This is a genomic window from Schaalia radingae (assembly GCF_900106055.1).
Lineage (GTDB): Bacteria > Actinomycetota > Actinomycetes > Actinomycetales > Actinomycetaceae > Pauljensenia > Pauljensenia radingae_A.
In genome coordinates this window covers 64,560-90,715 of record NZ_LT629792.1, presented here as the reverse complement: position 1 = coordinate 90,715, position 26,156 = coordinate 64,560, and the positions used below count along the sequence as shown (strand labels likewise).

The 26,156-nt window shown below is 59.7% G+C and carries 17 protein-coding genes and 1 pseudogene; 10 read left to right on the top strand and 8 right to left on the bottom strand.

Going from position 1 to position 26,156, the window contains the following annotated elements:
- The first annotated feature begins 230 nt into the window (after positions 1–230).
- Together BLT69_RS00350 and BLT69_RS00345 are read left to right on the top strand one after the other, a co-directional pair.
- Positions 231–1,553 carry a YkvI family membrane protein gene (locus tag BLT69_RS00350; RefSeq protein WP_092648061.1) on the top strand — a complete coding sequence of 441 codons (1,323 nt, stop codon included), beginning with the start codon at positions 231–233 and terminating at the stop codon, positions 1,551–1,553.
- 240 nt (positions 1,554–1,793) lie between these two features.
- The gene (locus tag BLT69_RS00345) at positions 1,794–3,122 is read left to right on the top strand and encodes a YkvI family membrane protein (RefSeq protein WP_058237638.1); all 1,329 of its coding nucleotides are present in this window, start codon (positions 1,794–1,796) and stop codon (positions 3,120–3,122) included.
- A 27-nt stretch (positions 3,123–3,149) separates the two neighbouring features.
- On the opposite strand, the gene BLT69_RS00340 is transcribed toward BLT69_RS00345, so the two are convergent.
- Positions 3,150–5,507, bottom strand: coding sequence for a DUF6541 family protein (locus tag BLT69_RS00340; protein ID WP_154955729.1), 2,358 nt, complete (start codon positions 5,505–5,507; stop codon positions 3,150–3,152).
- A 204-nt stretch (positions 5,508–5,711) separates the two neighbouring features.
- Positions 5,712–6,350 (bottom strand): annotated as a pseudogene (locus tag BLT69_RS00335) (DedA family protein); the annotation flags it as partial.
- A 120-nt stretch (positions 6,351–6,470) separates the two neighbouring features.
- Between BLT69_RS00335 and BLT69_RS00330 the strand changes: the two are divergent.
- From BLT69_RS00330 to BLT69_RS00320, 3 genes are all read left to right on the top strand, one after another.
- Positions 6,471–9,434: a lysylphosphatidylglycerol synthase transmembrane domain-containing protein gene (locus BLT69_RS00330; protein ID WP_058237636.1), complete on the top strand. Its 2,964-nt coding sequence runs from the start codon at positions 6,471–6,473 to the stop codon at positions 9,432–9,434.
- Positions 9,435–9,511: 77 nt separating this feature from the next.
- Entirely contained in the window at positions 9,512–10,522 is a 1,011-nt protein-coding gene (locus BLT69_RS00325; RefSeq protein WP_058237635.1) for a DsbA family protein, read from the top strand.
- Between the two features lie 160 nt (positions 10,523–10,682).
- The gene (locus BLT69_RS00320) at positions 10,683–11,948 is read left to right on the top strand and encodes a diacylglycerol/lipid kinase family protein (protein WP_058237634.1); all 1,266 of its coding nucleotides are present in this window, start codon (positions 10,683–10,685) and stop codon (positions 11,946–11,948) included.
- A 42-nt stretch (positions 11,949–11,990) separates the two neighbouring features.
- Here the strand turns inward: BLT69_RS00320 and BLT69_RS00315 are convergent, their stop codons facing one another.
- The gene (locus BLT69_RS00315; protein ID WP_443592064.1) at positions 11,991–13,700 is read right to left on the bottom strand and encodes an alpha/beta hydrolase; all 1,710 of its coding nucleotides are present in this window, start codon (positions 13,698–13,700) and stop codon (positions 11,991–11,993) included.
- A 160-nt stretch (positions 13,701–13,860) separates the two neighbouring features.
- Here BLT69_RS00315 and BLT69_RS00310 point away from each other — a divergent pair, with 160 nt between their 5' ends.
- Complete coding sequence (locus BLT69_RS00310) at positions 13,861–14,958, top strand: Gfo/Idh/MocA family protein (protein WP_082628638.1); 1,098 nt, start codon at positions 13,861–13,863, stop codon at positions 14,956–14,958.
- Positions 14,959–15,022: 64 nt separating this feature from the next.
- Here BLT69_RS00310 and BLT69_RS00305 read toward each other — a convergent pair whose 3' ends face one another.
- The 4 genes from BLT69_RS00305 to BLT69_RS00290 form a co-directional block, all read right to left on the bottom strand.
- Positions 15,023–15,883 (bottom strand): class I SAM-dependent methyltransferase, encoded by an 861-nt coding sequence (locus BLT69_RS00305; RefSeq protein ID WP_092648060.1) that lies wholly within the window; start codon positions 15,881–15,883, stop codon positions 15,023–15,025.
- 102 nt (positions 15,884–15,985) lie between these two features.
- Complete coding sequence (locus tag BLT69_RS00300) at positions 15,986–18,397, bottom strand: ATP-binding cassette domain-containing protein (protein WP_257590341.1); 2,412 nt, start codon at positions 18,395–18,397, stop codon at positions 15,986–15,988.
- Between the two features lie 20 nt (positions 18,398–18,417).
- Positions 18,418–19,014 (bottom strand): ECF transporter S component, encoded by a 597-nt coding sequence (locus BLT69_RS00295; protein ID WP_058237943.1) that lies wholly within the window; start codon positions 19,012–19,014, stop codon positions 18,418–18,420.
- Positions 19,015–19,193: 179 nt separating this feature from the next.
- Entirely contained in the window at positions 19,194–20,360 is a 1,167-nt protein-coding gene (locus BLT69_RS00290) for an ROK family protein (RefSeq protein WP_058237631.1), read from the bottom strand.
- Between the two features lie 95 nt (positions 20,361–20,455).
- Here BLT69_RS00290 and BLT69_RS00285 point away from each other — a divergent pair, with 95 nt between their 5' ends.
- The 4 genes from BLT69_RS00285 (at position 20,456) to BLT69_RS00270 (ending at position 25,503) form a co-directional block, all read left to right on the top strand.
- Positions 20,456–21,385, top strand: coding sequence for a carbohydrate ABC transporter permease (locus tag BLT69_RS00285; protein WP_058237630.1), 930 nt, complete (start codon positions 20,456–20,458; stop codon positions 21,383–21,385).
- A 4-nt stretch (positions 21,386–21,389) separates the two neighbouring features.
- Positions 21,390–22,334, top strand: coding sequence for a carbohydrate ABC transporter permease (locus BLT69_RS00280; RefSeq protein ID WP_092648058.1), 945 nt, complete (start codon positions 21,390–21,392; stop codon positions 22,332–22,334).
- A gap of 55 nt (positions 22,335–22,389) precedes the next feature.
- Entirely contained in the window at positions 22,390–23,769 is a 1,380-nt protein-coding gene (locus tag BLT69_RS00275; RefSeq protein ID WP_092648057.1) for an ABC transporter substrate-binding protein, read from the top strand.
- A 177-nt stretch (positions 23,770–23,946) separates the two neighbouring features.
- The gene (locus BLT69_RS00270) at positions 23,947–25,503 is read left to right on the top strand and encodes a glycoside hydrolase family 36 protein (RefSeq protein WP_092648056.1); all 1,557 of its coding nucleotides are present in this window, start codon (positions 23,947–23,949) and stop codon (positions 25,501–25,503) included.
- Positions 25,504–25,555: 52 nt separating this feature from the next.
- Here BLT69_RS00270 and BLT69_RS00265 read toward each other — a convergent pair whose 3' ends face one another.
- Positions 25,556–26,041 carry an SRPBCC domain-containing protein gene (locus BLT69_RS00265; RefSeq protein WP_058237627.1) on the bottom strand — a complete coding sequence of 162 codons (486 nt, stop codon included), beginning with the start codon at positions 26,039–26,041 and terminating at the stop codon, positions 25,556–25,558.
- Between the last annotated feature and the right edge of the window lie 115 nt (positions 26,042–26,156).

The following is a 26,156-nucleotide window of genomic DNA, read 5'->3' as shown; positions in this document are numbered from 1 at the left end:
ATACACCGCCCGTTACTACCGCGCCAGCGGGGAGGGGTCGCGGGCATGTGCGGTGACGCCCCTCAATCGCGCGCACACGGCAGGGTTGGTCAACTATAGTTCGTGGGTATCACTACTTCGGGTCACTGACGAGGGCGACTTTCCCCGCGGCGTGTGCCACGCCGCGACGGTGCGCCGGCGCTATTGGAGGCGCCCATCAGTGAGGAAGCGACCCGGGAACGGATCGACAGATGAATAAGAAAGTCCTGACCGTTGCCATGGCGTACATTGCGATCGCCGTGGGTGCAGGCTTTGCCTCCGGGCAGGAAGTGCTTCAATACTTCGTCGGTTTTGGTCCGTGGGGCCTGGTCGGCGCATTGGCCGCTGCCATCGTGTTTTCATTCGCAGGTTTCGTGATTGTCCAGCTCGGCTCCTATTTCCTGGCCAGCGATCACAAAGTCGTGTTCGGCGGGGTGGCGCACCCGGTTCTGGCATTCCTGTTCGACGTCACGGTCACTGTCACAGCTTTTTCAATTGGTTTCATCATGATTGCCGGCGGAGGAACGAACCTGAATCAGCAGTTCGGCCTGCCGACATGGGTTGGCTCAGCGATCGTGATCGTGGTTGTTCTGGCCATGGGGTTTCTGGATGTCAGCAGGGTTACGCGCATCATCGGCGCGCTCACACCGGTGCTGATCATCTGCGTCCTGGTGGTGACCATCTACGCGCTGACACACATCGACGCCACCTGGAGTGACATCCACGCTTCAACGCAGCTGGTTGACACCACCATTGCGCACTGGTCATTGTCGTCACTGAATTACGTGGCAATGAACCTATGCGTGGTGGCGTCAATGGCGATCGTCATCGGTGGCGATATTTCCGATCCGAAAGTGGCTGGCTTTGGCGGCCTTCTCGGCGGCGTGTTCTTCGGAGTCCTCCTGCTGGCGATTACGGTGTCGCTGTATGTGCACGTGCCGACCGTGTACCGCGATGACATGCCGATGCTGACGTTGGCCGCCAGCGCGGCACCGTGGGCGGGGCACGTGATGGCACTGGTTGTTTTCGGCATGATCCTGAACTCTGCGATCGGCATGTTCTACGCGCTGGCTTCACGCTTCTCCACAGGAAGCACCGGCCGTTTTCGCCTGGTGCTGGTGACGCTGGTTGTGGCCGGCACCGTCCTGTCGGCTTTCGGCTTCAAGAACCTGGTGACCTGGCTGTTCCCCGTCATTGGTTATGCCGGCTTCATCCTGATGGGCGTGCTGGGCTACTCGTGGATTCGCACGCGCCGCATAATTAACGAGGAAACTGATCGACGAGGGCGAATCACGCGTCTGCTCAGACGCAAACTACGCACGGATCGTGTGTTTTCCAGGCGCGACCAGGCGCGCCTGGACCGTGAGGTGAGCGCCTCACCCATTGAGGACGCTCAGCTAATGGAGTCCATCGGGTCAGAAACGTGTGCCGACCTTGATGCGCATGGTATTGCTCACGACAATCTTGACGGTGAATCAGTGTTGCAGAACCAGGCCGAACCTGGTCCCCCTACCGGCGAGGTGTCGGCGAAATAAGCGACGTCAAGCCACAGCTATCTGCTGAATTACACTGATGTAGTTTTCCCCATGTGTGGATAAGCGTGTGGATTAAGTGACAGCAGTGGAGGTGGAAGCCACCCTCGTCAATAGCGGCGAACACAAGGAAGAATCGCCGAACTGGCCGATCGCTGCCGCTGGCGCCCGGCATAAAAGTCGCATGTGAACGAGCAAAGCAGGTTAAAGTATCAAAGGAAATGTTCGCGTCGAAAGCCGTTCATGAATAAAAAAGTCTTGACTGTTGCCCTTGCCTTCATCGGCATCACCGTTGGTGCAGGTTTTGCCTCAGGCCAGGAAGTTCTGCAGTATTTCTCCGGATTTGGGGTGTGGGGCATCGTCGGCGCCGTCATCACCGGTGCGGTGTTCTCATTCGCAGGTCTGGTGGTCGTTCAGCTCGGATCATACTTTCTGGCCAGCGACCACAACGTGGTATTCGGCGGGGTGGCACATCCATTCCTTGCCCGCCTGTTCGACATCATCATCACGTTTACGCTCTTTAGCCTGGGTTTCGTCATGATTGCGGGTGGCGGCTCGAATCTCGAACAGCAGTTTGGACTGCCGACATGGGTGGGTTCCGCGATCATCACGGTGCTGGTCATGCTGGTGGGAATGCTGGATGTGGACAAGGTTACGAAGATCATCGGCATGATTACGCCCGTGCTGATCCTGTGCGTCCTCATCGTGGTGATCTGGTCATTCACGCACATTGATGCGGCGTGGGAGGATATCCACGAGTCTGCGCAGCTGGTGGACACGGCCCTTCCGGCGTGGCATATTTCGACCCTGAACTACGTGGGCGTGTGTCTGTCCACCGTTGTGTCGATGGCGATCGTCATGGGCGGTGACATCACGGATCTGAAGGTTGCCGGGCGCGGGGGAATGATCGGCGGCATCGTCTACGGCGTACTGCTCACACTGGTCGCCGGCGCGTTGCTGACGCAAATGACGACCGTGTATGACCAGGACATGCCGATGCTGGCACTGGTCAACCACATCCATCCGTGGTTTGGCTTTGCGATGGCAATCGTGACGTTCCTGATGATTTTCAACACCGCGATTGCCATGTTCTACGCGTTGGCCAAGCGTTTCTCGCACGGTGGCGACATGCGGTTCCGCGTCATCTTGCTGGCGCTGACAGTGGCAGGGTTCGGGCTGTCATTCCTCGGGTTCAAAGAGCTGGTCAACAAGCTCTTCCCGATCTTGGGGTACTGCGGCATCGTGCTGATGGTGGTGCTGTTTTACTCGTGGATCAAGACTCGCCAGGACATCATCGACGAGTCGGAGCGACGCGGCCGCATTCTCAAGTTGATACGTCGCCGTCTGCGCCTCGATCGCGGTTTTTCCCGCAAACACGCCAGGCAGCTGCGCCACGAAGTCGAGGACTCCGATGTTGAAAACGTCGAACTGGTCGACGCGATGGGGGCCGTCGCCGCGGAGGAACTTGAAGAAGAAGGCATCGACCACGACGATTGGGAGCCGATAGCCGACCGTCAGGAAAACCAGGCTGCCACAGAAGCCGGCGAGCAGGTCTCAGCTGACAAGCACTGAGTCATACTCCGCGCGCCCTGCGCTTCGTCAGTCGCAGGCAGTAATGCGGTACAGTTTCGCCGTGCCGCCAGTGTCGACCAGCTCGAAGCCGTGGGATGTGTCCACGTTGTAGAACCCTGGCATTCGCGAGGAGCGTGCGAAGTTGTAGTACTGGCCATCTTCGTCCTCAAAGAAGTGCGTGATTCCAAGGTCACGAACCACTTGGCACACTTCGGGATTGGTGTGGATCTCATTAAAGGATCGGCGCAGGATATCTTGCGAAACCGTGTCCTTGTTAACCGTCGACAGTTGCCTGAACACGACCTGACGCTGTCCGATCGACAGCGAGTAGGCCTCGCCGGCGATGGGATCTCCGACGATCAACGCATCTTCTGGCACCGTCTGAGGCATGCGCCGGAACATGTTCAGCTCCGCGTTCGTTGACATTCCGGGTTTGCCTAGGTGATCTGCGTCGTACACGTATCGCACCGCCCACAGCCGAGCATCCATCGCGCCGCCCAGTGACATGGCAACGATCCACACGCCGAGCAGTGCGCCGACCCGCCACAGTGACGATTGCGCATGATGCTCGTCAGCGGCGCGCACCCTGTGCGAGCGCACCCAGTTCACGAGCTGCTCGAAACCGAACGCGATCAGAGGAATCATCGTGAGGTTCTGTACCCCCATGATGCGACGAGCATCCATGTACCACGGTGCCAGCAGGTAGGTGCGTCCGGGAAAATCTGGCGCATACGCCATGAAAGTCAGTGCCGCGAACAGCAGGAAAGAGACAATGAGCCAGGTTGTCGGACGCGGCCCATACGATTCGCGCACGCGTTGGCGCGTTGCGATCCACAGGTCGGCTCGTTCGCTCACGGTCATGGAGGCCGTCGACGAGGGCGGCTCCGTCGAATCCTGCAGCATTGCCGAGGGCTGCTCTGCCGCATCGTGAGAATCTGCTGTCTGGCAGTGGAGCGCTGCATCGGTTTGCGCTGCCTCGTCGGAGGGGGCCGCTGCGCCGGAAGGCACTGCTGCCTCGGGCTGCACCACTGACGGCCACGGCCAGGTGGGAATGTCGTTCTTGACCACTCGAGACCACACAAATGCGCCGCGGATCAGCGCAATGATGCCAATCAGCATCAGCACCGCGGTGATCGTGATGGTCAAGATCAAGCCGATGGTGCGGGTGAAAGGCGGATAAGGGGTCAGGAAGGTCGAGAAAGCCTGCTCGTAAGAAATGCCCCGCCTCGGGTAATCCCCCATCGCCTGCACGCGATCCATACCCAGCATCCACAGCGGCGCGCACACCGCCACCACGCACACCACCCCTGTTGCCGCAGCCACGCCGTAGTGACCGATCCACGCGGAGCGCCTGACGAGGATGAACATGGACGCAATGATCGGTGGAATCAGCAGCACAGCCAGTGAAAACGCGGCCGTGGGGTGGGCGAGCACCATGCCGACGAAGCCCAGGGCAATCAGCCCTCCCAGCGGAAGATGTGCAAACGCGCCAGCCAACCCACGATCGGTCGATCGCGCCAACCGCCTGCCCCAGACCAGGCTCATTGCAGCAATTCCCGGCAGAAGGATGACTCCCAACGCGTTGGGCCACTGGTTGTACATGGTCAGGGCGTCAGCCGGCATGGAGAGCATGCAGCCCGCAGCAACGGGTGCCACGACAACGGCAACCCGTGAAGTGGTGACGACAGCAGTGAACGCTGTGCCACCGATCGCCCACAGCGCCATCAGTGCCAGCGAGGCCGCGTTCGACGTTTGAATCACGGTTTCGGGCGTGGCGAACAGCGCCGTGAACGCATGCCAGGCGTTCGGGTAGAAAACTTCACGTCCACCGTACAGAGGTGCCAACCCTCCGAAAGGATCCGCACGTGAGGTCTCCAGAATCGACCACACACCATTGACGTGGAAAACAGAGTCCCACTGTTGCACGGGATCACGCGGATTGGCCGCGATCAGCATGGGCAGTGCGGCCAGCACCCAGCCGACAAACACCATGAACCAGATTGCGCCGCGCGCTCTGCGCGACAGAATGCGGTAGGCGTGCGAGGCCGGCGCATCTGCCCGCAGTGGTGGCCGCGCCACCAGGCTGTCTCCAAGCAGTTCGCCATGTTCAGGGTTTGCGCGCCGACGCAGCACATAAACCGCAGCTCCGGCGCAGGTCAGCAATGCCAGGACCGGCATAACGGTAGCGCGGGTATACGGAACTCCCAGCGCATGCCAGATCATCGACAGGATCGACACGGTTCCGACAGTGAGTGCCGGTCCGGCTGCAGCAGCCACCACCGATGAACGGATCTGTGTGCGCACCCAGAAATAGCCGGGAAGGATTGCGATGACAACCATCGCGATCACCAGTGGCATCAGCCCCAACCATGCAACCCAGTTCATGAATCAGCTTTCTGTGGCGCGATCGGTGCCGGTCGGGTCACCCTCGTCAATTGCGATGCTGCCGGCCCGCCGAAATGCCTCAGGCTTCGGGTCGACAGCTTCGGGACCAGAGCTGACTGACCCGGACCTGCGATCAGCAGCCTCGGAGTCGGCATCGACTGCATCCGACACCTGCGCGGATGCTTCGGCTGCTTCAGCGCGACCTTTGCGAGACTGACGGACACGCTGAATGGCGAACTCGGCGATCATGGGGATGACCGAGACCACGACGATCAGGATGATAATGACTGACAAATTATCGTGAACGAATTGGATACCGCCCAGCGCGGAGCCGGCCCATGTGATGCCCACGCCCCAGGCCAGAGCGCCCAGCGAGTTATAGATGACGAACTTGCCGTACGGGTAGCGCGCGATACCGGCGGCAAGCGGAATGAATGTGCGCACAAACGGGATGAAACGCCCGATCACCAGCGAGCGCCCGCCATACTTCACGAAGTAGCGTTCAGCCTGGTGCAAATGCTCGGTCTTCAAAATCCGCGCATTGTCGGAAAAGAGACGCCGCCCGAATCGATGCCCCAGCCAATAGCCGATCTGTGCGCCGATAAACGCAGCGACGAACGTCAGTGCAATCAAGGTCGGCAGGTGCAGCCCCAGGCGCTCATGAAGCAGACCGGCCGTGAACAGCAGGGAGTCGCCAGGCAGCACCGGAAACAGAATGCCCGATTCGATCAGGACGATCAGCAGCGTGCCCCACAGCACCCACGGACCCATCGCGAGCAGCAAGGATTCGGGATCGTGGAACCAACCGATGACGGTTGTCAACCACGATTGATCGGTTGGCATCACGGTTACAGCCAGCACAAGTTCCCTTTCATTAGCGGGGCATAACACCTCAAAACGGTGCACGCACTACCCTATATGTGTTACTGCACGAATAGGCGTTGCGCCATTAGGATAGATCGTATGACTTTGAAGGGCGCGGATTCGACGGCACCCCAGTCGACGACATCCGATTGGGTCGAACCTGGCTCAGCCACACCCACATCCGCATCGCCCTCCGCGACGTCAGGCCCGTCGACGCCCACACCGCACGGATCCACCACGAACGCTTCTGCCAAGACTGACACTGAGCCGCCCGGCTCAAACCCCGACGCGTCCATCGATGACCTGTCGATCGACCAGCTCGCCGCCACTCAACGCGCGACCGCTCCCCTTCCGCGCCTGTCGCGGCCCGCGTATTTCGCTGACCGTCATGAGGAGCGCACGCGCCGACGTGAGGATCTGACCGACGTTATCCTCGCACTCCTGGGAATCGCACTGGTGTGGGTGTTGGGTATGTACGCCCATTCAACCACGCAAGGGGTCACCGACGATGTGCGCAACGTCTTTGCCGGCGCTCTGCGAGCCATTTTCCTGCTGCCCGTCACGCTGATCGAGGGCCTGATCATTCTGGCCGGCCCTATCGTCATCGTGGGCGCGCTTGCCCGGCGAGGAAGACTCACCACCATCATCGAAACACTCCTGACCGCGGCGATCGCGACGTTCACTGGTTGGGTTCTGATGATAGTGCTCGATCATGTACCTGCCGATTTCACGGCTCCGTTAGGTGCCACCGGCACCTTCGGCGCACACGCCGCCATCAACCTGGTCCTCATGACGCTTGCCGCGTTATTCACCACAGCCGGCGAAACGACGCATATGCGTTCCATCCGCTACGGCTGGCTCGGTCTGGCGGTCGTCGCATTTTTCGGCGTCATTCGCGGCACCATGAGCCTTCCGTCAGCGCTCGTCTCCCTGCTGCTTGGCCGTATGATCGGCTCACTGGCACGATGGGTCCTCGGTTTCGAGGATCAGCGTGCCACTGGAATCGACATTGTCGAAGGCTTGCTGTCGATCGGCATTGTCCCCTCGCGGATCATCCGTTCCGACCTGGAAACGTCAACCTCGCCGCTGGTGACGTGGAAGATTGACGAGGTAGACTCACGGCGCGTCAATCCGGATCGCCATCCAACAGGGGACGGGTCTGCCTCGGTAATCAGTGGGGCCGACATGCAGCCGGGGCGCGATACGGCACTAGTGGGTGCTCGGCCAGGATCGACCGCGGTGCAAGCCGGCAGCGAGACGACCAATGCCGGCACGCCTGAAACTGACGTGACCGATGAGGTGACCACTTCCACTGATGAGGAAGCTGACGTCACTTCCACGCGCCAGGATCTGCACATGTTCACCACCGATGTGGACCTGGTTGAATACACCGTCACGCGTTACCCGCAACGCCCCGACGCCCGCCACTATGCGGTGTGGGATGACCACGGCAGGCTGTGGGAAGTACAGGTGCTTGATCCGGGTCGCGAACTGACAGGCACGCTGATCGACGTATGGAACAATCTGCGTCTGCGCGGGATATCACGATGGGTCTCGCCGTCGCTGAAAGCCAACGCTGAACGCTCCACGCTGACGACGCTGGCTGCGCACAGAGCTGGCGTGCATGTTGCTGAACCACTGGGAATGGCCCAGGTAGGCGATTCAATCCTGGTGGCATCCAAGGCGATCCCGCCGGTGACAACGCTCAAGGATTCGCCTGATCACCTCCTGTCTGACGACGTACTGGATCAGGTGTGGAATCAGTTACTCCTGGCGCATTCCCGGTCGATCACGCACCGCGATCTCACGTTCGACTCGGTGATGCTGGACGCGTCCGGACAGGTATGGCTGCTCGGCTGGGATCAGGGCGAAGTGGCAACGAACGAGCTCAACCGCAGGATCGACATTGCTCAGATGCTGGTGTTGCTGTCGGTGTGCGTGGGTGAAAAACGCGCCCTGGAAAGTGCGGTGCGCGCGGTAGGCATCCGTGAACTCAAGGCCAGCGCGCCGGTGTTGCAAGGCGCGGTGCTGCCCGCGCAGATCAGCCGTGCCGTGCGTAAGAGTGAAACGTTGGCAAATCTGCGAACTGCGATTGTGGGCGATGAGAAGAACGAATCCGCCCAGCTTTTGAAACTTGAACGCTTCGCCCCGAAGACGATTATCACGGTCGCGATCCTCGCGGTGGCCCTCATCGTCGTGCTCGGCTCGATGAACTTCCGCGAAATCGCTGATGCTGTTACGTCTGCCAGCCCGGTGTGGATTCTTATCGCGTTCATCCTGGGTGCGCTCACGTGGTTCGGTGCTGCCGTGCCGTTGGTGGCGTTGTCTACCGAGAAGATCAAACTGTCTGACGCGACCCTGGCACAGATCGCCGCGTCCGTTGTGACGGTCGTGGCTCCTGCCGGTATCGGTCCTGCGGCGCTGAACCTGCGCTTCCTCAATAAACAAAAAGTTGAGACACCGATGGCGATCACCACGGTCACGCTCATGCAGATCTCCCAGTTCCTGACAACTGTCGCATTGCTTCTCATCATCTTGCTGACCGGAGCATCATCCACACCGCTTAACATTTCCCTGCCGACGTCGACGATCGTGCTGATCGTGGTCGCAGTACTGGCGGTGGTGGCCACAGCGCTCGCAGTGCCGAAATTGCGCAGGTGGCTGTGGGCAAAAATCAAGCCGACGTGGAAGCAGATCTACCCGCGTCTGATCTGGATCGTGGGTCAGCCCAAGCGTATCGCCGCCGTCCTGGGTGGAAACATCGTGATGAATATCGGCTTCGTCGGCGCGTTCTGGGCAGCGCTCAAGGCTTTCGGCGGTGAGCTCAACCTGCTGACCCTGGCGGTGACATATCTGGCGTCGAACTCGTTGGGATCAGTGATCCCCTCGCCTGGCGGTATCGGTCCGGTGGAAGCTGCGTTGACCGGCGGACTGCAGGTTGCCGGCATCCCCGTCTCGGTGGCACTGTCCACTGCCGTCCTGTACCGACTGGTGACCTTCTACGGTCGTATCCCCTTCGGATGGGCGGCCCTCAAGATCATGCAGAAGAAGGATCTGCTCTGAATCTTCGGATCGCATCGCGTTGTGCACCGGAGGTGGCTCGACCGACGTGGCCACGTAAAACGCGATAATGTGCGTGTATGGACATTCAGCGTACTTCTTCTGATTCTGAATCACCTGGTCGCGCAGATTCACATTTGACGCGCACCGTGCCCGTCTCCGGCTCACAAGCCTCCTCCACCGGCTCTGCTGGTGCAGACGAGAATTCCGCACCAGCAGGATCAGCTACGCACGGCACTGATGCTCGTGCGGCGCGCTCACAGTCGTCGCGCTCCTCGTCATCCGTCCTGGTCGCCATTGCCGCTGTTTTGGCAGTGGTCCTGGCGTTCGCCGCCGGAGTGTTCGTTGGGCGAAGCACCGCGCCGCAGCCGTCACAGGCACAAAGCGAGGCGTCCTCGCAGACACAGGACGAGGCGGCATCGCAGCAAGGTGAAAACTCTGAATCCGCAACCACTCAACAGCAGCTGGACTACGCTCCCTCGCAGACCAATGAGGAGGCGTTGAAGATTCTGGCCGATGAGCCACGACGCGATCCCAACGACCCGATGGCGCGCGGCGAGGTCGACGCTCCCGTCGTGATGGTCGAGTACTCGGATTACTCGTGCCCCATGTGCGCCAAGTACGCCCAGGAGGTTGAGCCCAAGTTTCAGGAACTGATTGACAATGGGACGCTGCGCATCGAGTACCGCGACATGGTGATCTTCTCCGACAAGGGGTCTGACATCGCTGCCGCCGCTGCGCGGGCAGCCGGCCTGCAGGGCAAGTACGTCGAATTCCACGAAGCGGTTTTCGCTCAGGCTCCCACGCAAGATCATGCGTCCTACACTGAAGAGTCCGTCACGCAGATTGCTGAGCAGGTAGGTGTGGCAGACCTGGATCAATTCCGCGCCGACCTGACGTCCGAGAAGATCAAGGACGCCGTCCAGGCTGATACGCAGCACGGCAAATCAGTGGGGTTGACGGGAACACCCTCGTTCTTCATCAACAACGCGTACCTGACAGGTGTCTACCCTGTTGACTACTTCATCCGCACCATCGAGAATCAGGCTGCTGAAGCCGGCAAGGCGATCGAGCCGGCGGCCGAGAAGTAGGCAGAAGGATTAACCGCCGCGCCCCTGCGCCCACTTTGCCCGACAATAGAGGTAGAAGGTACCAGAGAGTCGAACAGGACTGGCGGGCCGGCCCGTCCGCACCGCTGGGAACTCGAAGCTGCACAGTCCAGACAGTCGCACCGTCAGATAGGAGCTTTTCATGGGACGCATCAATCTTTCACGATGGATCGGTTTGGCCACGGCTGGCGCTACAGCAGCTGGTCTGGTGTTGGTCGTACGCTGGCTCGCCTTCCAGCAATCGCGCTCAAATGCGCGCCAGGACGCCCAGTTCGACGTCAACACCCATGAGAGCGACAAGACGCTGGAGAACGTGTGGGTCGTGTTCAACCCTGCCAAACAGTCCGATACTGAACAGTTCCAGGCCCACGTCGAAGAAGTAGCGCGCTCATGCAACGTCTCCCACATCGAGTGGATTGAGACAAGCGAGGAAGATCCCGGCACCGGGCAGGCCATTGAGGCCCTGACGAAGGGCGCATCACTGGTCATCGCTGCTGGCGGTGATGGGACCGTGCGTGCAGTTGCGGCCAGCCTGGCTCACAGCGGCGTGCCGATGGGAATCATCCCCGCCGGAACCGGCAACCTGCTGGCACGCAACCTGAATATTCCCACCGACGACCTGGATGAAGCCATCCGTATTGCGCTGGGCAGCACCTTTATTCACGGTGACTTGGCGTGGCTGCGGATGGAAGATCCGGACGAGGTTGGCGACCTGACCGCTGAAGGCCAGCTGATCCGCGAAGCACGCGAACGCCTGGATGCGAACGGTGACACCATCGCAGAGGATGATGAATTCGCCTATACGGTCATTGCAGGAATGGGCTTTGATGGCGAGACGATGGCGAACACGGATTCTGGTCTGAAGAAGAAGATCGGGTGGATTGCCTACGTCATTTCCGGTGTGAAGGCGCTGCACGGCAAACGCATGAAGGCGTCACTGAAGTTGAAGGATGCTGTCTCCGCCGACCAGTCGACGGTGGCTCCTGACCTGGCAGAACACCCCGACGCGCAGGCAGACGAGGGTGACCGCCCTGATGTTGAAGAACTGAGCGATGTGCCGGCACGGACCATCATGGTTGCCAACTGTGGTGAGCTGCCCTACCTGGTGCTGGTGCCTGATGCGGATCCGACTGACGGACTCCTCGACGTGGTGGCAGTGGACGTGCGCGCAGGTCTGCTTGGCTGGGCAGACGTTGCGGGGAAGATTCTTGCGCAGGGAGCAGGATGGACACCACTGGATCTGCCTGCTTCGACCGGCCACATGACAGCTCGCCAGTGCCGCGATGTCAAGGTCGACGTCGATCAGCCGTGCATCGTGCAAGTCGACGGGGATCCGGTCGGAACAGCCTCGACGGTACATGTCAGGGTTGACGAGTCTGCCGTCGATATCGCAGTTCCGCGCCAGTAACGCTCAAGGGACTCGCTCTCCGGCAGCCTGCCTGACCGCCGCCTACTGGCGTTCGGACAGCGCAATGTTGGCGGAAATGGCGTGCCCGATCCTCCGCAGCATCGCATCATCAGCCCACTGGCCATCGGGCAGCGTGTTGGGACGTTCTGCGTCCCCAAGCCCCAGCAGTTCCTTCCACATGGGGATCAGTTCGTGGTGGTAGGTGTGCCCGTGCCCACCGGGTGCCCGACCCGCCACCGGCAAATCAGCCAGCACCTGCAGGTATGTCCCGATACGGGTGTACTCCATGGACAGTGACACGTCGCGGCCGGCTTTTTCACGCATCCAGTCCGGCTGGTACCACGCCAGGCGGCCCGTCCACCACACCACCGGGTCGGACGGGTGTTGTGCGTAGATGATGCGCGGGAAGTGCCACGGCCCGAGTTCACGGCCGTATATATCGTGGCGCAGATCCTCCGGACCTGTCGCAAAGCGCACATGCCGCGCATTGTCCACAACAGGTGCCACCTCGGGCGATCCGCGATGCCTCTTTTCTGTCAGCTCCTGATGCATCGGGGTGAACGAGGGCGTCCCCACCCACAGCGCACCGTCCACCTGACGCATCACATCGGCCAGGTCGGTATACACAGCCTGTGAGGCGAATGCGCCGAGCGACTCTCCAGTGATATACAACGCCGGCCGCTGATTAGCAGGCAGACCGTCCACTGCCTTCTTGACTGCCTGGTACAGCATGATCGCGGCTTCGACGCAGTGGTCCAATCCGGTCATCCAATGCAGGGACGAGGGTGCGTAGGAATACTGCATCGATGCTGTGGCGCAGTTGCCGCAGCTCAGGTACTCCAGAGGCTGCACTTCCCACTCGTCAACCCAGCCGGATCCCGTTGACGTATTGACGGCGATGACCGCCCGCTCGAATGCGCCGGTGCGTTCCAATTCGCGCACCACCATGTCAGCTGCGTCAGCGAGGGTCTGCCCGCCTGTCGGCATGCCGGCGTAGACGCGAATAGGTTCGAGGGCCTCGCGCCCGGTCACCTCTTCAATGTCGTGGCGCGAGGGGCCTCGTCCCAAAAACACGCGGCCCTGACCGCCAACGGATGCCCACGACACCAGGGAATGGTGGGATCCGGATCGTTCGGGCACCTCGGGACGAAAGATCCCTTTGGCGGTGCGGTTGTTCATTTCCCATGCCTTTCGGGAAAAGAACGTGACACCTCCAGCGATAATCACTTTTGAGGTCAACAGGATCAGCAGCGCCACAATGATTGCGCATCCCACCGCCAACGCGATCCACACCGGTATCCATCGCGCCAGGAAAGTGACCAGGGTGGCCAGCATCCACAGCAACGCATCCAGTACACCGATGATCACGTGGAAGAGCACAAATGCTCCGACCATTCCCAGCAGGATGGAACTGATTCGCGGACCGGGCATGTCCACCAGTTGCGCAGCTGAGCGGGCGTGGATGAATGACTGAACAACTGATCGGATGAACCAGATCATGAAAATAACGAATGCGGCCCACCGCAACCCGGTTTCGGTGGCAGGCGAGGCACTGATGGTTAAGTCAGTCAGGCGCAAAATTAACGTTCCCGCGCTCTCGATCACCACTCCCACCACGTATCCGAGCGATGCCAGAACGCCGGACACGACGGCTTGCCACCACCAGGATCTGGGCAGCAGGGACGGCGACACGGACACTGCATACATCACCAGCGCGGCGATAATGCCGAGCAGAGATGGACTGTCGAGCACCCGTCACCTCCGTGTTGCATGGAATGTCAGACGTGGGGATACGTTCACGTCCGTGTCCTCTTTATTGTACGAACATCGCACCGCATCACCACGATTCACCTGACGTTGGCGTCACCTTCGACCGCACGTAGTCGGCACACTTATGTGACAGAATCGAATTATGACGCCAGATACATCGAAGACACCCTCGTCCCCCCATCAAACCCTCCCGGAGTTGCCGCCTGCGATGCGCCGCCTGGCTGGCGACGTGCACATCCCTGACCCGATGGATGCTCCCAGTATTCAGTGGGGAATCATTGGTGCCAGCGGCATTGCCCGCACGATGTGTACCGCGATCAATTCGTACACGACTTCACGCGTCGTCGCGGTCGCTGCCCGCGAACCGTCCAGGGCAAAGGCGTTTGCACGTGACAATGACGTCGAGCGGGCTGTGGATTCGTACGAGGAACTCGTGGCGTGCGATGACGTGGACGCGGTGTATGTGTCGACGATCCACCCCTACCATGCACGTTGCGCGCTGATGGCTCTGCGTGCGGGCAAGCCTGTGCTGGTGGAAAAGCCGTTCACGATGACGGCACAGCAGGCACGCGATGTTTTCGATGCGGCTGAACGAGCGCACCTGTTTGCGATGGAGGCTATGTGGATGCGCCACTTGCCTCACCATCACGTTCTTCGCGCCATCCTCGCCGGAGGGGGTCTGGGAGCGGTGCATTCGGTTCATGCTGATCACGGGCAGCGCCTCCTTGACGTTCCGCGCCTCATTCGCCCTGAGCTGGGTGGCGGAGCCGTGCTGGATCTGGGCGTGTATTCCCTGTCTTTTGTCCATCAGGTGCTCGGTGCGCCCGAGGAGCTGTCGGCGCACGGCCGGATGCGTCCTGATCACCTTGACACCGCTGAGGTTGTTACTGTGCGCGCAGGCGATGCGCTGGGTGTGGCTCGCGCCGCGATGGATGCGCGTTCAGCTACAGCGGCCGAAGTGGTCTGTGCAGGTGGGTGCCTGGAGTTGCCTGAGCAGTTCTACCAGCCCGGTATCCTGCAGTTGCGCACGTGGGATGACGAGGGGAACGAAGTCGTGGAACAGTGGGATGCCCGCATTCCCGGCGGCTTCCAGTATGAGGCGGCTGAAGTGGCGCGCTGCCTGGCCCAGGGTCACACCCAAAGCAGTGTGATGCCGTGGCGCACAACGGTGGAGGTCATGGACATGATCGATCAGGTGCGTGCCCAGCTCGACATCCGCCATCCTGGAATTAATGGGTAGGGTTTGCGCTGGTGGCAGCGCGTAAGAATCGCCCCGGCATCACTGTTAAAGCTGCCGGCACACTTTAGTTGAGTCCGTTGCGCGCAATCCACGTCATCGTGACGACAGGGATGGACACCCACTGGTCGCTTTCGTAGCGCAGGTGTTCGTACAGGTACCAGTGCAGGTTGCGTTGCATGCGTTTGCGCATGGCCGTGCTCGCCCGCAGGTACGAGGAGCGGGTGCGTGCCAGTTCCATCACCTGTTCGGGCAGTAAGACGTGCATCCACCTGCAGGTATGCAGCGTCGCCGGTGTGATCGGCGGGTCCCACCTGGGTGGTTTGTCGGGCCGGTGCACGTCGCCCGAACGCATGATCCGTGTCAGGCGGTGCACCCACGGCATCCGCACATCCATCTGGTTGAACACTGCTGCCACCACGCCGCCAGGTCGAACAATTCGCGCCAGCTCGGCGCTCGCCTCATGCGCATCGACCCAGTGCCACGACTGTGCAAATACTGCACCGTCGACACTTCGATCCGGCAATGTGGTCCGCTCCCCGGTTCCATCAGTCACGCGGATAAGCCCTGAGTGCGCCTGATGCCATGGTGTTCCATCCGCAGCTGGGTCGCCCTCGTTCATGGCCGAATTGTCGGCGACGTCATGCCCATGAAGAACGCCGGTGAGTTGATCGCGCATTGCCCGGGCCGGTTCAACGGCAACAACATCGACTTCACGCCGTGCCAGTGCGAACGTCATTTTTCCTGTGCCGGCACCGATGTCTGCGATACGCACTGGCGACTCGGTCTGCAGGCCGCTCGCCTCGCAGGCACCGATCAGTGTGTCGACCGCTGCAGCCGGGTATCCGGGGCGGATGTGCCCATACGAGGACGTGGCACGCTCGAAAGGGTTGACGTCGTCAGTTTTGGCAATATGGGAAGTCGGCACTCAGTCAGCCTACTGCATGGGTGATGCGCCGCAGACAGACAGACGAGCCGGCGCTGTACCCAGTGAGGTACCTGCGGCCGGCTCGTCTGTCTTCGTTCCTGTTCAGGTGCCGATTGATTCGAAACAGCCGAAACGGATTGCTGTGGTCAGTGCGATCACCGGGATCACGATGCACAGCACCATGAAGACCATGTCCGCCCAGCTGACTGTGGAGGGGCGCGCCCAAGTGCGCCGCGTATCTGCACCGAATCCTCGTGCTTCCATCGTCACCGACAGTTTGGCGGAGCGGCGCAGCGCAAAGACGAGCAGTGCGAACGCTCCCTGGAAGAACGCGATGAACCTGTTGGCGTCACCGAGGCCGCGCATGCGTCGAGCCTGCATGAGCGCTTTCCAGTCGGCCATCATGAGTCCGGCCATACGGACACCTGCCAGGGATGCCAGGACGGGGCGTGCCGGCAGGTGCAGTATCTGTCCGAGTCCATCTGCCATGTCAGTCGGATCGATGTGAGAGAACACAACGATCGCCGGCATTGCGACGGCGATGATACGAAGGAATATTCCTGCTGCCAACGCGATGGAGCGGTCACTGATCGCCATCGGCCCCCAGTGCCAGTACAGCGTTCCACCCGGGTCGGCGTACAGGAGCATTGACACAGACGCCAGCGGTGCGGCGATGATGACCGGGATCATTCTCACTGCTATCTGTTTCGCACTGATTCCCACCAGTGGGAGCAGCAGCAGTTCACAGATCAGCGCAATGCCTGCACTGACTGTGTCAATGGAAGCGATCAGCGGGGTCGTCATTGCAGCGATTCCCAGCACCTGCGTCACAGGGTTGACCTTTTTGAGCATTGCGCCCCGCCTGTGTGCACGCGAATGCCCCTCATTGCCGAGGGCGTCCACGCCATCTGTGCTCTCACTACCACCGGCAGATGCCGGATCTGTGCGTGCGTCGGTTCCAACTTCGCTCAGATCAATGACGTTGTCCGCCATTGCTTCAACAAATGAGTGGTCGTGCGTGATCGCCACGAGCGTGGTGCCGGCATCGACCACTGAGCGCAGCAGTGCCACCAGTTCGACCCATGTGGACCGGTCCTGTCCGAAGGTCGGCTCATCGGCGATCACAATGTCCGGCGCGCTGATCAGCGCGGTCGCCACCGACAGGCGGCGTTTTTCTCCACCGGACAGTGTCATGGGATTCGCGCGAGCAAGGTGCTCAAGTTTCAGAGCTTTCAGGAAACGCTTGACCAGTTCGTCGCGCTGATCGTCCTTCAGCTTCGCCAGTGTCGGCCCGAGTTCGAGCTCTTCTTGAACAGTACGGCACACGAACTGGTATTCGGGTTCCTGGAAGACCATGGACAATCGTCCGACCAAGTCTCGCGAGCGCCATTCGTACGGGTCGGCGCATTCCGGGCGGCGTGAGACTGTCTGTTCGGGCCCCTCGCCGGGCGCAGAGGTTTTATCCGACGCTGCAGTGAGCGCCGGATCGATTCGCACCTTGCCGTCAAGCGGCTTGAGCAGGCCGGCCATCGTCAAAGCCAGTGTTGTCTTTCCCAACCCGTTTCCGCCGACAATGCAGGTGCATTTGCCCTGCGGAATACGCATCGAAATGTCGCGCCGAATCGGATGATCCGGGTCGTATCCGATAGTCAGGTCACTGACAGTGATGGCATCCGTGTTGGTGGTGACCGGATCAGCCTGGCTGCCACTCACGATGCTGTCAGTGTGCTGATTGCGTACGTCACGCCGACTGTCACCGATCACCGCTTCTTCGTCACCAGGCAGCCAGATCCCGCATTCACGCAGGTAATCAGCCTGGTCATGCAGGACTTCCTGCACGGTGCCGTCAGCACCGATTGCGCCGTCGATCACCACGATGACGCGGTCAATCAGCTCCATCCAGACGTCAACGCGGTGTTCGATGATGATTGCTGTGGCACCGGTACGTTCCAGTACTGCGCGGGTCGCGTTGCGGACCTGCTGGACGCCCTGCGGATCCAGATTGGCTGTCGGCTCATCCAGAAGCAGCAGACGCGGATCCATGGCGAGCACGCTTGCCAGGGCAAGACGCTGTTTCTGCCCACCGGACAGTTTTGACGTTGGATGATCCAGCGGAATATTCAGGTCCACGATGTGCAGCGACTGATCGACGCGCTGCCAGATTTCCTCACGTTCCACCGCCAGGTTCTCGCATCCGAATGCGACGTCGTCACCGGCCCGCGCCAGCACGACCTGTGCTTCCGGATCCTGCATGACCAGGCCGATGGAGCCACGCATTTGTTCGGGGCGAGCCCCGTCAACAGTGAGCGTGCCGTGAGATTCACCCTCGTCGTCACCTCCGAGTACGCCGGCAATACCGCACAGCAGTGTTGACTTGCCGGACCCGGATGCCCCCAGTACGAGGACGTGTTCGCCGGGCCTGATGTCGAGGGTGATCTGATTCAGTGCCCATGCGCGTCTACCGGCGTGCCGCCATCCCCATCTGTCGATGTGAACGGAGGCTCCGATATCCACGCGGGTAGTTGCCGCCGGACTCATACGAGTTCGTGGCGCTCGCGTCCAGCTGCGAAACGGTCAAGCGCGCCGGTCTGAGCCAGTCCGCGCACGATGAACCATCCGAGCAGGCCTGCCAGCAATGCGCCGGAGATCTGCGTGGTGATGAAGTACGTGACGTTGAACAGTGCGCCTTTGGCGTGGTTGTAGGCGATGAATTCCCAGACGAATGCACCCAGAGCTGAACCCATACCGGTCAGAATGCCGATCGGCAATGTGAAGCGGCGGTACAGAACAATCAGGAGGATCAGTTCAGCTCCGAGTCCCTGCACGATGCCTGAATACACCGCGCCGATGCCCCATTGTGATCCCAGAGCTGCGGACATACATGCTGCCAGGAGTTCAACGAACAGTGCGGCACCGGGTTTGCGGATGATGAGGCCACCCAGAACACCGCCAATCAGCCAGATTCCAACGGCGATTCCGCCCAGACCCGGGGTGAGGGCATCCATCGCTTTGGTCCATAAATCACCGGGCTGGTTCCACAGCAGGAAAATGCAGCCGCAGGCTACCGCGAGGATTGCAGCTGTCACAAAATCAACAACGCGCCAGCTCAGGCGCGGCTTCTGGTCAGTCATCGTGTCCTCTTTCTCGTGTATGACCTTGAAGACGCGCACGAGAAGAGAGCCTTCCTTCGCCGGTTTTAACCCGGATCAGGTTCAACGGTCGAGGGGCCCTGTTCCCCCTCCTCTCAACCCAGCACAACTGGGCTCCCGTGGCAGTAAACGTGAGTATAGTACGTGCTGGCTCTGGAGAGTTATTTCCACAGCGTATTCGGCGAAATTGACGGAAAATAGTCGGCGTGCGTGACGAGACGAGTGATCTGGTCAAAAATGTCATCAAGGCCGAGTCGAATTCCTCCTAATGCGACGGCGCGTCTGCCCAGTGTGGAGGCTGCGACATGGGGCATGAAAGGACATAGGTCGGTGAGGTCGTCAACTAGTTGGTCGTAAAACAGGGACGCGTATCGCGCAAACTGTCCGCCGATCACCACGCATTGCGGAGCAATAGCAAGAATCATCGCAGCAGTTCCCTGCGCAAGAATGTGTGCGTATTCAGCTATCGCGCCTTGGTAATCAGCGTCACCGTCATGAGCGACCAGGGCTCCTTCGAACAGCTCTTCTCGCGTGGGTGTACGGCCCGCAAATCGGTGCGACACGAATGTTTCCGATTCAAGGTCTTTCCAGCGAATGCACGGGAGTTCACCAATCAGACCGGCGCTGCCCATGAGGCCTTCACGCACACGACCGTCGATGACACTCGCAGCACCGGTACGACGCCCCGCCAGGATAAAGACGACATCGGAATACTGGCTGGCAGCGCCTTTCCAGGATTCGCCACGGGCACCCAGCGCACAGTCTCCAGCTGTTCGCACGCGCACACCAAGTCTGTCGCTGAAAATCTGATCAAGTGCCAGTCCCTGCCAACCGGGCATGCCTTCACCCCCGAAGTAGACCACACGTCCATCATGCTGAACCCCTGGCGAAGCGACAGCGCAGGTCCATGCTGTCCCACAGGTGGTGTGTTCGCGCACCTCGTTCGTCAGGTCAACAGCTACGTCGATACGCGTATCGGCAGAGCAGTCTTCATCAATGTTGATGCTTCGTTCATCCAGGATTTTGCCTGAAAGATCAGCAGACATCGCAGTGATGTGGTGGGCTCCAATATCGAGGGAAAGGACGTGGCCGGCATCGGTAGCCATTCCGTAGAACGCTGCGGGGCGTCCCAATGATGTGAATCCCTGCGGAGGGGCGACCTCGGTAATCCATCCCAGATCCGCGAGGTCGCTGACAACTGATTCCGCTGCGGGGCGGGTGATGCTGCACTGCTGAGCAATGTCGCTGAGAGTGCGCGGACTCTCAAGGCAGTAACGCAAAACACGCGCCATATTCGCGCGCCGCTGAAGGCGTTTAGGAGCAGGCATACACGACTCTCTCTCCATCACATTGACTTATTAAAGAAAGTAACCTAATAATAGTAACTGTTCAACCCGTCGAGGGCTCAAAGACGAAGGACCTCATGAGCACTACTGTACAAAGCAAGGGCGCGCATTCACCCGCACAGACGCACCGGCATTCACGCAAACTGCGCGATGTTCCGGTTGCGCTCGTATTCCTGGCACCTGCCATTTTCGGCTTCCTGCTGTTCTACCTGTGGCCCATGATCCGCGGCCTGCAGATTTCGTTCACCGACTGGGACATGATCAGCACGCCTCATTGGGTCGGTTTTGACAACTACCGCAAACTCATCGGCGACCATCACTTCGGTCATGCACTGGTCGTGACCGCGATCTACGTGGTCGTCAATATTTCCACGCAGACAGCTCTGGGCCTGGCTATCGCCACCCTGATGCAGCGGATCTCGCATTCAACCCTGATCCGATCCCTGCTGCTCGTCCCCTGGCTTGTTCCCAACGTGACGATCGCAGTGATCACCTTGTTCGTCCTCGATCCCAACGTTGGACTGCTCAACCACATGCTGTCCTATCTCAATGTCGGTCCGATCGCTTTCTACTCTAACCCTGACATCGCGATCTACACCGTCGCCCTCGTCAATTCGTGGCGCAATATGGGCTACACCGCGTTACTGATATTCGCGGGCATGCAGATCATTCCGACCATGGTGTACGAGGCTGCTGAAATTGACGGTTCCTCCACATGGCGCACATTCTTCTCCATCACACTGCCGCTGATCCGACCCATTCTGGTCATGGTCGTGGTGGTCTCCACCATCGGGTCATTCCAGATCTTTGACACCGTGGCCGTGGCAACGAAAGGCGGACCTGTTAACTCGACGCGCGTGATCTACTTCTACATCTACGAAAAAGCGTTCCAGCAAGGCCAGATGGGATACGCAGCAGCCATGGCTGTGGTGCTGCTGCTCATCATCTTGCTGATGACGCTGGTTCAACTGCGCGTCACCCGCGCAACCGAAACGGATCTGGGGTGAAGTCATGACGTCACTGTCTCGAAAAGCTGATCGCACTGACACGCAGGCCAGCAGGGCTGCGAAGAAGAATCGCCGCCCCATTCGCCCGGGTCTCGTTGCCGGATGGATCGCCCTGATTATCCTGCTCTTCATTACACTGGTGCCGTTCGTGTGGATGATCCGCACGGCGTTCACCCCAAATGCGCAGATCTTCAACGGCGACTACTCACTGATTCCACAGCAATCAACGTGGATCAACTTCAAACGCGTCCTCGGTCTGGCAACACCAAAAGAGGACCTCGCTGCAGGCGGATCCGGAGCAACCATGTACTTCTGGCTCTACCTGCGTAACTCCGTAATTTTCACGGCTCTGCTGGTGGTTGGCCAGGTCACGACCTCCGCGATGGCGGCATACGCATTCTCACGCCTGCGTTTCCCCTTCCAAAACGCGCTGTTCGCCCTGTTCCTGACCGGCATGATGATTCCACCAATCTTCATCGTGCTGCCCAACTTCATCCTGATCAAGAACGCCGGTCTGCTCAACACGTTCACCGGCCTGCTGGCACCCTATTTCTTCATCAGCCCGTTCGCGATCTTCTTCCTGCGCCAGTTCTTCCTGTCCATTCCGCGTGAAGTTGAAGAGGCGGCAACGCTGGATGGTGCCGGGCACTGGCGTACATTCGTCCAGATCATCGCGCCAATGGCATCCGCACCCCTGACCACGATCGCCATCATCCAGGCGGTCTTCGCATGGAATGAGTATCTGTGGCCGCAACTGGTCGCACAAAAGCACGCAGTACGACTGCTTAACGTTGCGCTGGCCGTTTTCCAGCAGGCATCGCCTTCCACGCGCCCCGACTGGGCCGGGCTGATGGCTGCTGCCACCCTGCAGACTCTTCCGATGCTGCTGGTGCTCATCCTGCTGGGTCGCAAGCTTGTCGGATCAATCGGTCTGACGTCCGCTAAGTAACACAAACCTTTTGACGTTCCGCAAAGTTTTTTCCAACACAATTTCAAAGGAGAAGATGATGAAGAAAGTAGTCGCCTCAACATGTGCGGCAGCAATGGCCGCACTGGCACTGAGCGCCTGCACACCTGCCGAACTGACAGACGAAGGTACCTCCGGTGCAGCCGGCATGTCCGGCGAATCGGATTCACAGGGAATCACCTACAGCCTGTGGGATCCAAACCAGAAGCCGGCATACGAAAAGTGCGCAGCCGACTTTACGGAGAAGACCGGCATCAAGGTCACCATTGACCAGAAAGGCTGGGATGACTACTGGCAGAACCTGTCAGTTGCCATTTCCTCAGGAACAGCTCCCGATGTGATCACAAACCACGTTGCGCACTACCCGGAGCTCGCATCCAAGGGCGCCCTCGAGGATCTCAAGCCGTACATTGACAAGGCACAGATCGACATGAGCCAGTACACCGGCGACCTTGCCTCCCTGTGGGATTACGACGGCAAGACCTTCGGCATTCCGCAGGACTGGGACACAATCGCACTGGTGTACAACGCCAAAGATGTTGAAGACGCCGGGATTGATCCCGAATCCCTGAAGGACCTGGACTGGAACCCGCAGGACGGCGGTTCATTCGGCAAACTCATCGCTCATCTGACCATCGACGAAAATGGTGTGCGTGGCGACGAGGCCGACTTTGACAAGACCAAAGTTGCCACATACGGATGGGGACTTGAAAGCGGTGGCGGCGTTGTCGGCCAGGGCCCATGGTCATGGCTGGCGCTCTCAAACGGCTTCCAATACCTCGACAAGAACCCGTTCGGCACTCAGTACCAGATGAACGATCCCAAACTGATCGAGGCTCTCACCTGGTGGCAGAAGCAGATTGAAGCAGGCTACGTCACTCCGCTTGAACAGGCCGGCAACCTCGGCCTCGAACCGATGATGGAGCAGAACAAAGCTGCCCTGATCCCAGACGGCTCATGGCGCATCAACACCTGGGCAAACTCCGAGGCAGGCGATTTCAAGTTCGCACCGCTGCCGAAGGGACCAGAAGGCCGCAAGACCATCATCAACGGCATTGCACCATCGATCATGGCATCCTCCACTCACAAGGATCAGGCATTCCAGTGGGTTCAGTACCTGACATCGGAAGACTGCCAGTCCGTCATCGCCAAGGAAGCAGTGGTCTTCCCGTCCATCACGTCGCAGTCTGAAGCAGCTGCCAAGGCTCACGAAGCGAACGGAGTGGATGTCTCCGCATACATTGACATCACAAAGGATCCGTCATCACTGTCGTACTACCCCATCACCTTCAAGGCTGATGAAATCAACAGTGAAGCAGACACCGTCATCGAACAGATCGAGCGCGGAAGCGTTGACCCAGCTGAAGCTCTGCCGAAGCTGAACGACACGATTAACGGCATCCTTGCAGATCAATAGTCGGACCAGATACCACTGCTGAGCTGCATACGCTCAGCAACACCAGGTGCCGCCCGCCGACCGCAATCTGCGGGCGGCACCTTGCCACTGCCACGTCACCCTGCCCTCCCGCAGTCTCCTCCTACCTCCAGCACTCCCTGCCCCTTCTCACTTTCTTCGCCATCCGAAAGCACTCCCATGCATTTGCGTCTCAAAACCACCACCACTTCCTGCGTCCTCAACGCACCATCCATGTCACCCCTCGAACTCAGTGTCACCGGAGCACAGCTGCGCGCTGACACGCTGAGGATTGACGTTGATGGCCACTCCATCAGTGAGTTTTACCGCCACGGCATCAACTCCTGGTCGCCGACAGCATGGTGGTACACCGATCGCGAACCGTGGCGCGTGTGGGACAACGACGAACGCCTCCTGACGGCGGAAGATCCCGCCACCGATTCAACAACTGACCACCGCTCCTACCTGCTGACAGCGTGGACAGTCGACTCGTCAACGCATCGCGTCATCGTGGTCGGAACACTGGGAGGCCGCACCGGCGTCTTCACCGTGACCGGTCAGCAGGTCGCATCTGCCCCGCTGGATCCAGAGCACGACAACAGCGAGCTGACCTGGTGGATCGGCATAGGGGAAGAATGCGAAATCTTCGCCGCATATGCACGCGCTCTGGCTGATTCGATTCCAGAATTTCATTCACGTCAGGACTGCGGACCTGTGTGGTCATCGTGGTACTCCTGGTTCGAAGAAATCACCGAACACACTATTGAAACCGAAGTGCCGCACGCGCAGACAGCTGGCTATCGCGTGCTGCAGATTGACGACGGCTGGGAGAAAACAGTTGGCGACTGGCAGGCGAACACAGATTTTGAACACGGCATGGACCACTGTGCCACCCTCATTCACAACGCCGGCATGCGGCCGGGTCTGTGGATGGCGCCGTTCATTGCCCGCAGCAGTGCCCCGATCGTACGCGAACACCCCGAATACTTCATTCATAACGCCGATGGCACACTGGCTCACGCCGGATATAACTGGGGCGAACCATACTTCGGACTCGACACCACACATCCCGGTGCCCAGCAGTGGCTGACGAACGTCATGAAACGCGCACACGGCTGGGGATTCACCTACTTCAAACTCGATTTCCTCAATGGTGCCGCCATCCCCGGAGTCCGTTACCAGGACTGTGATCGAGAGGAAGCCTACCGCCAGGGTCTGCGTACGATTCGCCAAGCTGTGCCAGATGTCTACATCATGGGGTCTGGCGCTTTGATTGGATCGTCTGTAGGGCTGATTGATGGAATGCGAGTGGGACCCGACACGGCTCCCTACTGGGACAACACCGAACGCCATCGTGATCCAAGTGGTCCGGCCGTCAGAAATGCGCTGCGTAATGCGCTGTCTCGATACTGGTTGACCTCGCTGGTGGCACCAGATCCCGATGTCGCATTCGTGCGAACACGCGGCTCCCTGCTTTCTGACCAGGTCAACGCCGTCACCCGGGACCTCGGGCATGTCATGGGTGTTCATTCATGTTCTGACCCAGATAGCTGGCTGACAGATTCGGAACGCCAGCAGATACGGGAATTCTGCCAGGTGGCCAGCCGCTCAGGTGCTGATCAACTCGACGTGCAGCAAACAGGACGGTTCACATTCACCATCAACGGGCGCGCCGTCGACTTTCAACCGTGGATTGACCCGGAGGGGCGAATCAGCGACCGCCTGCTCGTCAAGTAGATACCGACATTGCGCTGCGCACTGAGTTCGTGTACGGCGCAGCGGCACAGCCTCAGGCTGCGCCTTCCAGGTAGGCCTTCAGTGCCGGCAGGACAACATCCCACGTGCCCTGCGCATCTTCCCATGCCTGGCGCACTTCAGCCTCGTCATCGCTGACGGATGTAATATCTGATTCCTCGACGTGCACCTGTACCTGGCCGTCCTTCTCGGACAGTGATACTTCCACGCGCGTGGTGCGTTCTTCAGGGAATTCGTCCCCTGCCAGCGGGTACCACCGGAAGGAAATGAGATCCATCGGATCTTCATCTTCCTTTTCGATCAGCCATGCACCGGCATCCGGATCTTCGATACGGTACAGGCCATCCTCGCCGCGCTCAAATTCATGGTCGCCGAATGGCCCGTCGTTGACCCACCAGCCCGGCTCGCTGACCGCTTTCCATACGGATTCGAGGTCCGCTGCAATTGAAATGTCTGCTTCAACCGCGTCGAGGTTGTCCACCTTGTCCATTGATTCGTCATCGTCGTCGAAGTAATTCATGTCTTAACGGTAATCGTTGCCCACCACGACTTTCCAGCTTTTGACGCATTAGCAGATCAAAGATGCGGCGCATGACGGTTTCCACCTATACGATAAAGACGTGAATGCGGCGCAA